The 12,798-nt window shown below is 42.2% G+C and carries 8 protein-coding genes, 1 tRNA gene and 1 pseudogene; all 10 read left to right on the top strand.

Features of this window, described 5'->3' with window-relative positions:
• A pseudogene (locus tag BLW34_RS13445) lies at window positions 1–94 on the top strand (elongation factor Tu); the annotation flags it as partial.
• An 84-nt stretch (window positions 95–178) separates the two neighbouring features.
• Window positions 179–254: transfer RNA gene (locus BLW34_RS13440), tRNA-Trp, on the top strand.
• A gap of 182 nt (window positions 255–436) precedes the next feature.
• Window positions 437–781: a preprotein translocase subunit SecE gene (gene secE / locus BLW34_RS13435; RefSeq protein WP_090580600.1), complete on the top strand. Its 345-nt coding sequence runs from the start codon at window positions 437–439 to the stop codon at window positions 779–781.
• A gap of 21 nt (window positions 782–802) precedes the next feature.
• On the top strand, window positions 803–1,336 hold the full coding sequence (gene nusG, locus BLW34_RS13430; RefSeq protein WP_090543948.1) for a transcription termination/antitermination protein NusG: 534 nt from the start codon (window positions 803–805) through the stop codon (window positions 1,334–1,336).
• A gap of 114 nt (window positions 1,337–1,450) precedes the next feature.
• Complete coding sequence (rplK, locus tag BLW34_RS13425) at window positions 1,451–1,882, top strand: 50S ribosomal protein L11 (RefSeq protein WP_090580597.1); 432 nt, start codon at window positions 1,451–1,453, stop codon at window positions 1,880–1,882.
• A 1-nt stretch (window position 1,883) separates the two neighbouring features.
• A complete protein-coding gene (gene rplA, locus BLW34_RS13420; RefSeq protein WP_090580594.1) occupies window positions 1,884–2,579 on the top strand; it encodes a 50S ribosomal protein L1 in 696 nt (231 codons plus the stop codon).
• Window positions 2,580–2,890: 311 nt separating this feature from the next.
• Entirely contained in the window at window positions 2,891–3,406 is a 516-nt protein-coding gene (gene rplJ / locus BLW34_RS13415) for a 50S ribosomal protein L10 (RefSeq protein WP_090580591.1), read from the top strand.
• Window positions 3,407–3,484: 78 nt separating this feature from the next.
• Window positions 3,485–3,862: a 50S ribosomal protein L7/L12 gene (gene rplL / locus BLW34_RS13410; protein ID WP_090580587.1), complete on the top strand. Its 378-nt coding sequence runs from the start codon at window positions 3,485–3,487 to the stop codon at window positions 3,860–3,862.
• Window positions 3,863–4,048: 186 nt separating this feature from the next.
• Window positions 4,049–8,122, top strand: a complete 4,074-nt coding sequence (gene rpoB / locus BLW34_RS13405; RefSeq protein ID WP_090580584.1) for a DNA-directed RNA polymerase subunit beta — start codon at window positions 4,049–4,051, stop codon at window positions 8,120–8,122.
• Window positions 8,123–8,174: 52 nt separating this feature from the next.
• Window positions 8,175–12,428, top strand: coding sequence for a DNA-directed RNA polymerase subunit beta' (rpoC, locus tag BLW34_RS13400; RefSeq protein WP_090580582.1), 4,254 nt, complete (start codon window positions 8,175–8,177; stop codon window positions 12,426–12,428).
• Window positions 12,429–12,798 lie beyond the last annotated feature (370 nt).

The raw sequence follows: 12,798 nt of genomic DNA, 5'->3' as shown, positions 1-12,798 counted from the left end.
TGCGCCAATTGCGATGGAGGAGGGGTTGCGTTTTGCAATTCGTGAGGGTGGTAGAACTGTTGGGGCTGGTGTCGTAGCTAAAATTATTGAGTAGAAAACGTGTTCAATTTTGTTCTGTAGTAATGTGCTTGTGCAATAAAATGTAAGCTGGGGTGTAAAATATTGGTATGTAGAAAATAGGCCAGTAGCTCAATTGGCAGAGCGTCGGTCTCCAAAACCGAAGGCTGGGGGTTCGATGCCCTCCTGGCCTGCCAAAATTGAATTCAGCTTTTAAGATAAGTAAGAGAAGAGGAAATGGGTTTTAATTTTTGGCTGAAAAGAAAGCTTGTATTCAAATAAAGATTGCTAGTACAGCTTAGTGATCGTGTTTATCAGTTTTAAATTGGAAATTATTAGAAAGACAAATGAATTGTCTATTGCCTAAGGTGGTGTTTGAGTGAACAAATTTAAGCTGGTGCTGGCTATTTTGTCGATAATAGCCGGTGTAGTGGGTTTTTACTATTTGCGCGATAGCGCGATGGTTATTCGCTTATTGCTTTTGTTGTTGGGTTTGTTTTTGGCAATCACAATAGCTTGGTTTACTAATCAGGGCAAGCAGTTTTATGTATTTAGCAGGGAGTCAATTGAGGAGACGAGAAAGGTAGTTTGGCCTGGCCGGAAAGAAACGATACAAACCGCGGGGGTGGTGTTTGCTTTTGTTGTTGCCATGGCAGTTTTTTTGTGGCTAGTGGATACCGGATTGATGGCGGTTGTAAGGCATGTAATGGATCAAGAGGGTTAGATATATGGCCCGGGTGGTAGAATGAACAAAAAATGGTATGTGATTCATGCATATTCTGGATTTGAAAATAGTGTCAAGCGTGCATTGCAAGAGCGTATCGTCCGTGCCGGAATGGAGGATAAGTTCGGTCAAATCCTGGTTCCTGTAGAAGAGGTTATGGAAATCAAGGGGGGGCAAAAAAATATTAGTGAAAGGAAATTTTTTCCTGGGTATGTGTTGATTGAAATGGAAATGACAGATGAAACTTGGCATTTGGTTAAACATACGGCCAAGGTTAGTGGTTTCGTGGGTGGCTCTTTAATGAGACCAACGCCAATCAGTCAAAAGGAAGTGCAGAGCATACTCGAACAAATTCAAGAGGGTGTGGAAAAACCTAAGCCTAAAATACTTTTCGAAATTGGTGAGGCGGTGCGTGTCAAAGAAGGGCCTTTCACAGACTTCCACGGAAACGTTGAAGATGTTAATTATGACAAAAGTAAACTACGGGTGTCTGTCTCCATTTTTGGTCGTCCCACACCTATTGAATTAGACTTTGATCAAGTCGAAAAATCCTAGCTCCCGATAAAAGATTGCTAAATTCAGAAGGTGAAAATTGTAGTTGTTATTGTTTTGTATTGAGACGGGGAGAATGTTGTAAACATTCGGTAAAACCCAAAAAGGAGAATAATTTTGGCAAAAAAGATTATCGGCTATATCAAGCTACAGATTCCGGCTGGAAAAGCTAATCCAAGCCCTCCAATCGGTCCTGCCCTTGGGCAGCGCCAGCTTAATATTATGGAGTTTTGTAAGGCATTTAATGCAGCTACGCAGAAGATGGAGCCGGGTTTGCCTGTACCGGTAATCATAACTGCTTATGCGGATAAAAGCTTTACTTTCATCATGAAAACAACGCCCGCGTCAGTACTAATTAAGAAGGCTGCGGGTATAAGTAAAGGAAGTTCTAAGCCTCATATCGATAAAGTAGGGAAATTGAGTCGTAATCAAGCGGAAGAAATAGCCAAATTAAAAATGCCAGATTTAACTGCAGCAGACATTAATGCCGCAGTGCGTACTATTGCTGGCAGTGCGAGAAGTATGGGCGTGGAAGTGGAGGAGCTATAAAATGGCACACATTTCTAAACGATATAAGGCGATAGACAAAAAGATAGATCGCAATAAAACCTACTCATTAGCAGAGGCCATTGCTCTTATAAAAGAAACGGCAACAGCAAAATTTGATGAATCTGTTGATGTCGCAATCAATTTAGGAATTGATGCAAGAAAATCAGATCAGGCTGTACGTGGATCGGTAGTTTTACCGGAAGGTACTGGGAAAGTTGTGCGTATCGCTGTTTTTGCACAAGGAGATAAAGCTAAAGAAGCACTAGAGGCAGGTGCAGATATTGTTGGTTTTGAGGATCTTGCAGAGCGGATCAAAGCAGGAGAGATTAACTTTGATGTTGCTATCGCTAGCCCAGACGCGATGCGTATTGTTGGTCAGTTGGGACAAATACTAGGTCCAAGAGGGTTAATGCCTAATCCAAAAGTAGGCACGGTAACGCCGGATGTTTCAGTTGCTGTAAAGAATGCTAAAGCAGGGCAAGTACAGTTTCGAGCTGATAAAGCGGGCATCGTGCATTGCACTGTTGGTAGGGCATCATTTGAGATCGATGCGCTAAAGAAAAATATCTTGGCGTTAGTAGATGCACTTAATAAATCTAAACCGCCTACCTCTAAGGGGGTATACCTAAGACGTGTGACTCTTTCCAGCACTATGGGAGTGGGGGCTCGAGTTGATCAAACGGGTTTAGGGCATTAATTTATAGACTTTGGGCTATTGACGCTTTAGGTCAGTAGGTTATCAAAGACCGTTGGGGTTTCATGCATGCTGTTGGAATTAAGATTAAATAATCTAATTTGCTAGCTTGAAGCTTAATTACCAAAGAATTATCGAACGAGTTTAATAAGCGTTTTTTATATTCGGTATATACCTGAAAGGTTCCCAGCGCAGATGGCGTATCCAGAACAGGGTTTATTGTTTTCTCCTGAATAAAGATCGCCGCTTTTTTAGAATGGAAAATATCGTGATTATTACGATATGACTCCAGCGTTAAATGTGGAGAATGTATCTTGAGTCTTAATCTTGAACAGAAAAAAGCAATAGTTACTGAGGTTGGTGCTCAAATAGCTGGTGCGCAAGCAATTATTCTTGCTGAATATCGTGGATTGGAAGTTAGTAAATTTACGCAATTACGAGCTAAAGCACGCGAGTGTGGAATATATTTTCGTGTGATCAAGAATTCGTTTGTGCGTCGTGCGGTAATGAACACGCCGTATTCTAGTCTTGCTGATCAAATGGTAGGTCCCTTGGCATATGGTATCGGACGTGATCCGGTAGCTACTGCCAAAGTGCTTCATGAGTTTGCAAAAAATAATGATAAATTTGTCATTAAAGCTGGCGCAATGGCGGGAACCGTCCTGTCTAGCAAGGATGTTGCGGCTTTAGCAAATCTACCAAGCAGAGATGAATTGCTATCCAAACTGATGGGAACGTTACAAGCGCCTATAACCAAGTTTGTTAGGACACTTAATGAGGTGCCTACCAAATTTGTACGAGGATTAGCTGCGATACGCGATCAGAAATAATTTTTTCAAATTAAGAAAGTGAATTATTTATTCATCTCTAAGTTTAATCAGAATTTCATTTATTGTTAGGAGAGAAAAATGGCTATAGCCAAAGAAGAAATTTTAGACGCAATTGCTAATATGACAGTGTTGGAGCTGTCTGAGCTAATCAAGAATATGGAAGAGAAGTTTGGTGTTTCTGCTGCTGCTGCGGCTATCGCAGTTGCCGCACCCGCTGCTTCTGCAGCGCCAGCAGCAGAAGAACAAACTGAATTTTCTGTGGTATTGACTTCTGCGGGTGATAACAAGGTAAATGTAATTAAAGTAGTTCGTGCAGTAACAGGTCTCGGTTTGAAGGAGGCTAAAGACTTGGTTGATGGCGCTCCAAAAGTGGTAAAAGAAGGAATTGCCAAGGCTGATGCGGAGGCAATTCAGAAACAGCTTACTGAAGCTGGAGCTGGCTGCGAGATTAAATAATATTCTCGTTGAGAAAGTACTGGCTGGCAGAGAGAAAATATACTGCCGGCCTTTACTTTCTTTGATAATTTGAATTTTATTGCATACCTATTTATTGTACCAAGCATTTACTACGGTAGCCAGTAAATGACTATTTGGATAAATACGGCTATTTAATCCTCAATCTTCTGCGCCTGGAGAAAATTGATGAACTATTCGTTCACCGAAAAAAAACGTATCCGAAAAAGTTTTGCTAAACGTGCTAGTGTTTTACCAATTCCTTTTCTTCTCGCAACTCAACTTGAATCGTACGCAGCTTTTTTACAAGAGAAAGTCGCGCCTAATAAGCGTGCTAATCAAGGGTTGCAGGCAGCGTTTAATTCAATTTTTCCAATTGAGAGCCATTCAAAAAATGCTCGACTTGATTTTATTAGTTACTCCCTAGGCGTACCTGCATTCGATGTTAAAGAATGCCAGCAACGTGGCTTAACTTATGCATCCCCTTTGCGTGCCAAAGTTCGTTTAACCATTTTAGATAAAGAGATTTCTAAGCCAACAGTAAAAGAAGTCAAGGAGCAAGAAGTATACATGGGAGAGATTCCTCTCATGACAGATACTGGATCATTTATTGTAAATGGGACGGAACGAGTAATTGTTTCTCAGCTGCATCGTTCTCCTGGGGTGTTTTTCGAACATGATCGCGGGAAAACACATTCATCGGGTAAGTTGCTTTTTTCTGCGCGTATTATTCCTTATCGTGGTTCTTGGTTAGATTTTGAATTTGACCCTAAAGATTATGTATATTTCCGCATTGACCGTCGCCGTAAAATGCCGGTGACGACTTTATTGAAAGCAATGGGTTGTACACCAGAACAAATTCTTACTGATTTTTTTGTATTTGATCATTTTTATTTTTCTAAAAGTGAAATCTTGTTTGATTTGGTGCCTGAGCGTTTACGAGGCGAAGTAGCGAGCTTTGATATTACTGATGACAAAGGTAAAGTGATCGTTCAGAAAGATAAACGTATTACAGCAAAACACATTCGAGAATTGCTGCAAATCGGTATAAATCAGATCGCAGTTCCAGAAGAGTTTTTGATTGGCAAGATCCTGGCACAAAATATTGTAGATAAGGAAACAGGTGAGATTCTAGCATTAGCTAATGATGAAATTACCGATGTTATACTTGGAAAAATAAGGCAGCTCGACATTGAAAAAATAAGTACGCTTTATATAAATGATCTTAATTATGGTCCTTTTATTTCTCAAACATTAAGAATAGATGAAACCATTGATCAAGCGGCTGCTCTAGTAGCAATTTATCGGATGATGCGCCCAGGTGAGCCGCCAACCGAAGAAGCTGTTAGCACGCTATTTAACGGGCTATTTTATTCGGCTGAACGCTACGATTTGTCGGTTGTCGGGCGGATGAAATTTAATCGTCGGGTTGGGAGAACTGAGTTAACAGGTTCTTCAACCTTATCCCATCAAGATATTATTGATGTAATCAAAATATTAGTAGAGCTACGTAATGGTCGTGGAGAGATAGATGATATTGATCACTTAGGAAACCGTCGTGTGCGTTCAGTTGGAGAGCTAGCTGAGAATCAGTTTAGAGCTGGATTAGCCCGAGTTGAGAGAGCAGTTAAAGAGCGACTCAGTCAGGCGGAATCAGAAAACCTTATGCCTCATGATTTAATCAATGCTAAACCAGTATCTGCTGCGGCTCGTGAATTTTTTGGCTCCAGCCAATTATCCCAGTTTATGGATCAAACGAATCCTCTATCAGAGGTTACGCATAAGCGACGCATTTCGGCTTTGGGTCCGGGTGGTTTAACACGTGAGCGGGCAGGCTTCGAAGTACGAGATGTGCATCCGACTCATTATGGGCGTGTATGTCCTATTGAAACACCAGAAGGACCCAATATTGGTCTGATTAATTCGCTGGCCCTTTACGCACAAACTAATGAATATGGATTTATTGAAACACCGTACAGAAAAGTAGTAGATGGAAAAGTTACCGATGAGATCGCTTATCTTTCTGCTATTGAAGAAAGCCAGTACATGATAGCTCAAGCGAATGCAAAGCTAGATTTGGAGGGACGATTCGTAGATGAAATCGTTTCGTGTCGTCAGAAGAATGAATTTACCTTGGCTCCTAAAGATCAAATTGAGTATGTGGATGTCGCACCTGCTCAAATTGTATCCGTTGCAGCTTCATTAATTCCGTTTCTAGAGCATGATGATGCCAACCGCGCCTTGATGGGCTCTAATATGCAGCGTCAAGCAGTTCCTTGTTTACGTGCAGAGAAGTCACTGGTTGGAACGGGAATCGAACGAGTTGTTGCAGTCCACTCTGGAACTGCTGTGAGAGCGGTGCGTGGAGGGGTGGTTGATTACGTGGATGCCAACCGTATCGTAGTGCGCGTGCACGATACTGAAACAAGAGCAGGAGAGGTGGGGGTGGATATCTATAATCTGATCAAATATATCCGCTCAAATCAGAATACAAATATTAATCAGCGTCCACTGGTAAAAGTGGGTGATGTTCTGACATGCGACGATGTCATCGCCGATGGTGCTTCGACCGACTTAGGCGAGCTTGCATTAGGGCAAAATATGCTGGTGGCGTTTATGCCATGGAATGGATATAACTTTGAAGACTCCATTCTAATTTCTGAACATGTCGTATCTGATGATCGTTTCACCTCAATTCATATTGAGGAATTATCAGTAGTAAGTCGTGATACTAAACTTGGTACAGAAGAAATTACTGCTGATATTCCGAATTTATCTGAGCGCCAGCTTGTCCGTCTGGATGAATCTGGGATTGTTTATATCGGTGCTGAAGTAGAAGCAGGTGATGTATTGGTCGGCAAAGTTACTCCGAAGGGTGAAACACAGTTAACCCCGGAAGAAAAGCTATTACGAGCAATTTTTGGTGAAAAGGCATCTGATGTTAAGGATACTTCCTTGCGAGTACCTTCTGGTATATCGGGGACCGTAATTGATGTACAAGTATTTACCCGTGAAGGGGTAGAACGGGACAAGCGTTCCAAGAAAATTATCGATGATGAGTTAGATCGCTATAAAAAAGATCTGGCTGATCAAATGCGCATAGTGGAGGCAGATGCATTCATGCGTATAGAGCGTTTGCTCATTGGTAAGGCAGCAACCGGTGGACCTAAAAAACTCGCTAAAGGGACGCTCATTACGAAAGAATATCTCGAGAGTATCGATCCTCACTACTGGTTTGATATCCGCTTGGTTGATGAGGAAACGAGTGTCCAGCTGGAGCAATTAAAAGATAGCATGGCACAGAAGCAGAAGATGTTTGATATTGCTTTTGATGAGAAAAGGAAAAAGCTCACACAAGGTGATGAACTGCCCCCCGGCGTACAGAAAATGGTCAAAGTCTATGTTGCGGTTAAGAGGCGTTTGCAACCGGGAGACAAAATGGCCGGTCGTCATGGAAATAAAGGCGTAATTTCAAGAATAGTACCTGTAGAGGACATGCCTTATATGGCTGATGGCACCCCTGTTGATATTGTGTTGAATCCTTTAGGTGTTCCATCGCGGATGAATGTAGGGCAAATATTGGAGGTTCATTTGGGATGGGCATCAAAAGGATTGGGCAAGAAGATCGATGAAATGTTACGCAAGCAAAGCGAAATTGCAGAGCTAAGAGCATATCTCGATAAAATCTATAATAGCAGCGGTAAAAAAGAAGATATTGCCTCATTAAATGACAAGGAACTACGGGAGCTCGCAAAAAATTTAGTTGAAGGCGTGCCTTTTGCTACACCTGTTTTTGATGGTGCTACAGAAGCCGAAATAAAGGATATGCTTGAATTAGCTGGTCTGCCAAGATCGGGGCAAGTCACGCTTTATGACGGTAGAACGGGTGCTGCCTTCGATCGTTCTGTTACGGTAGGCTATATGCATGTACTTAAGCTGCACCACTTGGTTGATGACAAAATGCATGCTCGTTCTACAGGCCCCTATAGTTTAGTCACGCAGCAACCGCTGGGTGGTAAGGCTCAATTTGGTGGTCAACGTTTTGGTGAAATGGAGGTGTGGGCGTTGGAAGCATATGGCGCTGCCTACACATTACAGGAAATGCTGACCGTTAAGTCAGATGATGTAAATGGGCGTACCAAGGTATATGAGAGTATTGTCAAGGGCGATCACAAAATAGATGCGGGAATGCCAGAATCTTTTAATGTATTAGTAAAAGAAATTCGATCTCTGGGTATGGATATTGATTTGGAACAACATTGAAATCTTGATTGAAGATGTTTTATGCCGACCTATAGATTAATGGGGGTGACAGATGAAAGCGTTGCTTGATTTATTTAAACAAGTTACTCAGAAAGAAGAGTTTGATTCAATTAAAATTGGTCTTTCCTCTCCAGAAAAAATACGTTCTTGGTCGTACGGTGAAGTAAAAAAACCAGAAACGATAAACTATCGTACCTTTAAACCAGAGAGGGATGGGTTGTTCTGTGCCAAGATTTTTGGTCCAGTAAAAGACTATGAATGTTTATGTGGAAAATATAAACGATTAAAACATCGAGGTGTGATTTGTGAGAAATGCGGGGTAGAAGTAACTTTATCTAAAGTTCGGCGCGAACGCATGGGGCACATTGAATTAGCATCTCCAGTAGCGCATATCTGGTTTCTGAAGTCACTGCCGTCGCGCTTGGGATTAGTATTAGACATGACATTACGGGATATTGAGCGTGTGCTCTATTTCGAAGCTTATGTCGTAACCGATCCGGGCATGACTCCACTAGTTCGCGGTCAATTGCTGACAGAGGATGATTATCTTAATAAGACAGAAAGTTACGGAGATGATTTTTCTGCAGGCATTGGTGCAGAAGGCATTCGTGATTTATTGGGTTATATGGATATCGTTGCGGAGATTGATTCTCTCCGTCGTGAAATGCAAAGCACTGGATCCGAAACCAAGCTAAAAAAAATAGCTAAGCGATTAAAAGTACTTGAAGCATTTAATAAATCAGGGATGAAGCCGGAATGGATGATATTGACGGTATTGCCGGTACTGCCACCAGAATTGAGACCACTCGTGCCATTGGATGGAGGTCGTTTTGCGACCTCTGACTTAAATGATTTATATCGCCGTGTGATTAACCGGAATAATCGTCTAAAGCGTTTGCTCGAGCTCAGAGCGCCAGAAATCATTGTGCGCAATGAAAAACGTATGTTGCAAGAGTCAGTTGATTCGCTTCTTGACAACGGGCGTCGTGGTAAGGCTATGACAGGGGCCAACAAACGCCCATTAAAGTCACTTGCGGATATGATTAAAGGTAAGGGAGGGCGATTCCGTCAGAATCTGCTGGGTAAACGTGTCGATTATTCTGGTCGATCAGTTATTGTGGTTGGTCCTCAGCTTAAATTACATCAATGTGGCTTACCCAAAAAAATGGCTCTTGAATTGTTTAAGCCATTTATTTTCAACAGACTGGAAACTATGGGTATTGCCAGCACCATTAAGGCAGCCAAGCGAGAGGTAGAGAATGAGAGTCCAGTAGTGTGGGATATACTGGAGGAAGTTATCCGAGAGCATCCAGTAATGCTAAACCGAGCGCCAACACTTCACCGCTTGGGTATTCAGGCGTTTGAGCCTGTGTTAATCGAAGGCAAGGCAATTCAACTGCATCCTCTAGTTTGTGCTGCATTTAATGCAGATTTTGATGGGGATCAGATGGCCGTTCATGTTCCATTATCACTTGAAGCGCAAATGGAATGTCGTACCTTGATGATGTCAACTAATAACGTTCTGTCTCCGGCTAACGGGGATCCTATTATCGTACCCTCGCAAGACATTGTGCTCGGCTTGTACTATATGACTCGGGAAAAGATCAATGCTCGGGGCGAGGGTATGTTGTTCCAGGATGTCGCGGAGGTATTGCGTGCGTATGAAAATCATGCGGTTGAGCTCAATGCGAGAATAGTAGTAAGAATAAAGGAAACCGAAAAAGGTAAGGAAGACGATAAGCAAGCCGAAAAAATAACTCGTTATGAAACGACAGTAGGTCGTGCGTTATTATCGGAAATCTTGCCAGAAGGACTTCCTTTTTCTCTGATTAATAAGGTGCTCAAGAAAAAGGAAATTTCGAAGCTTATCAATGCTAGCTTTCGTTTATGTGGGCTACGTGAAACAGTTATTTTTGCGGATAAGCTCATGTACTCGGGTTTTTCCTATGCCACTCGAGGCGGCATCTCCATTTGCGCGGATGATTTGCGTACGCCCGTTCAGAAAAATGACATCATAAGCACCGCAGAGAAGGAAGTGCAAGAAATAGCGGCTCAATATACATCAGGTTTGGTAACTCAAGGTGAGCGCTATAACAAAGTAGTCGATATTTGGGGGCGTGCCGGTGATCAGGTTGCTAAAGCGATGATGGATCAATTAAGCGTTGAGCCTGTATACGATCCATTAACTGGAGAAATGAGGCAAGATGAAAATGGCAAACCTATCATGCAGGAATCATTCAATTCAATTTATATGATGGCTGATTCAGGTGCGCGTGGCTCAGCAGCTCAGATTCGTCAGCTTTCTGGGATGCGTGGGCTAATGGCCAAGCCTGACGGCTCTATAATTGAGACACCGATTACAGCTAATTTTCGTGAGGGTCTAAATGTTCTGCAGTATTTTATTTCTACTCATGGTGCGCGGAAGGGACTTGCTGATACAGCATTAAAAACGGCAAATTCTGGCTATCTCACTCGCCGCTTGGTGGACGTTACTCAGGATCTCGTTATCACTGAGGAGGACTGCGGTACAGATAATGGCGTTGTAATGAAAGCGCTGATTGAAGGTGGTGAGGTTATTGAGGCGTTGCGAGAGCGAATACTTGGTCGAGTAACCGCACAGGACGTAGTTAACCCAGAGAATCAGGAGACTATTTATCCCGCTGGCGTTCTGCTTGATGAAGATGCCGTTGAAAAAATTGAGTCTTGTGGGGTTGATGAAGTTAAAGTGCGCACTCCGCTTACCTGTGCAACTCGCTATGGATTATGCATCATGTGTTATGGGCGCGATCTAGGGCGTGGAACAGCAGTAAACGTTGGTGAGGCAGTAGGTGTTATTGCGGCACAATCTATTGGCGAACCAGGAACCCAGCTGACTATGCGGACATTCCATATTGGTGGTGCTGCTTCTAGAACAGTGGTGGTGAGTCAAGTTGAGAGTAAATCAAATGGTGTGATTCATTATTCCCCTACGATGCGCTATGTAAAAAATGCTCGTGGCGAATTGATAGTCATCTCTCGTAGTGGAGAGGCGATCGTGTACGATGAAAACGGACGTGAGCGCGAGCGTCATAAAGTGCCTTATGGAGCAACGCTGTTGGTGCATGATGGTGAAGCGGTAAAAGTGGGTAAAGTGTTGACAACATGGGATCCGCATACGCGTCCCATTATTGCAGAGTATAGTGGTAGGGTACGCTTCGAGAATGTTGAAGAAGGCGTAACGGTAGCAAAACAAATTGATGATATAACAGGTTTATCCACACTCGTTGTAATAGATCCCAAGCGTCGCGGTGCTACGCAAACTAAGGGATTGCGTCCATTGGTTAAGTTTTTGGATGAAGAAGAAAAAGAGATTAAGATTGCGGGGGGTGATTTGCCGGTTAGCATTACATTCCAAATTGGTTCTATTATTTCTGTACGTGATGGACAGCAAGTAAGTGTTGGAGAAGTATTAGCTCGTATTCCGCAGGAAACCTCAAAAACACGTGATATTACAGGTGGATTGCCACGCGTGGCGGAGTTATTTGAAGCTAGATCACCAAAGGATGCGGGTCTTTTAGCAGAGGTTACTGGAACGGTATCTTTTGGTAAAGATACTAAAGGAAAACAACGCCTTGTCATAACAGATCTCGATAATATTTCACATGAATATCTGATTCCAAAGGATAAGCATGTTATGGCCCATGATGGTCAAGTAGTCAATAAAGGTGAGACTATCGTTGATGGACCAGCCGAGCCACAAGACATACTACGTCTTCAGGGGGTAGAGGCATTAGCGCGGTATATTACTGACGAAGTACAAGATGTTTATCGTCTACAAGGTGTAAGGATAAACGATAAGCATATTGAGGTGATTGTTCGGCAGATGTTGCGTCGTGTACAAATTACTGATGCAGGAGATTCATCTTTCATTCCTGGCGAACAGGTTGAGCGTGCAGATGTGCTAGCGGAGAATGAGAAACTGCTTGCCGAGAATAAAGCTCCTGCCACATATGAATACATGCTACTTGGTATTACTAAAGCATCGCTCTCAACAGATTCGTTTATCTCTGCTGCTTCCTTTCAAGAGACAACCCGTGTTCTTACAGAGGCGGCAATTATGGGAAAAAGAGACGATCTGCGTGGATTAAAAGAAAATGTTATTGTAGGAAGGCTCATTCCAGCAGGAACAGGATTGTCATTTCACAATATCCGTAAGAAGCAAAGATTGCTATCAAATAATAATATAAGCGCTCATTTACCTGAAAAAGCTGCAGAAGAAACAGATAATGAATCTATCATTATAAATAATGATCTATCCTTAAAATAGGAGTTGGTCCGGTATACTGACTCATACGCATTTAGCTTGTATTCGGGATAATTCTAGTTATCCTGCATACAAGTTGTTATGTTAAATTATTCACTATAACGGCGATTGCTCAGTTATAGAATCTAAATCTGAATGAATAGTTAAATACTAATCTAATCGTACCTTTAATACGTGAATAGTCCGAATTACATGGCGGCTAACGGATCAATAATAACAATTGAGATGATGGTTCTGTAGCAAGGTGATTGTACAACTTACTCTAATTTCAATAAAATTCATAATTTCATATCTAAGTAATAAATTCTTACCCAAAATTCTTGACATAGCTGTGGTTGAGAAAGTAGGCTTGCTGAGTTTCAGTACAGGAATA

This window comes from Nitrosomonas sp. Nm58 (genome assembly GCF_900107335.1).
GTDB lineage: Bacteria > Pseudomonadota > Gammaproteobacteria > Burkholderiales > Nitrosomonadaceae > Nitrosomonas.
Note: the sequence above shows the minus strand (reverse complement) of the source record. Positions and strands in the feature narration are given on the sequence as shown.

What these genes read in the sequence shown, in the direction of transcription:
- rplA (WP_090580594.1), top strand. Translation starts at nt 1,884, where the DNA reads ATGGCACACATTTCTAAACGATATAAGGCGATAGACAAAAAGATAGAT.
- rplL (WP_090580587.1), top strand. Translation starts at nt 3,485, where the DNA reads ATGGCTATAGCCAAAGAAGAAATTTTAGACGCAATTGCTAATATGACA.
- rpoB (WP_090580584.1), top strand. Translation starts at nt 4,049, where the DNA reads ATGAACTATTCGTTCACCGAAAAAAAACGTATCCGAAAAAGTTTTGCT.
- nusG (WP_090543948.1), top strand. Translation starts at nt 803, where the DNA reads ATGAACAAAAAATGGTATGTGATTCATGCATATTCTGGATTTGAAAAT.
- rpoC (WP_090580582.1), top strand. Translation starts at nt 8,175, where the DNA reads ATGAAAGCGTTGCTTGATTTATTTAAACAAGTTACTCAGAAAGAAGAG.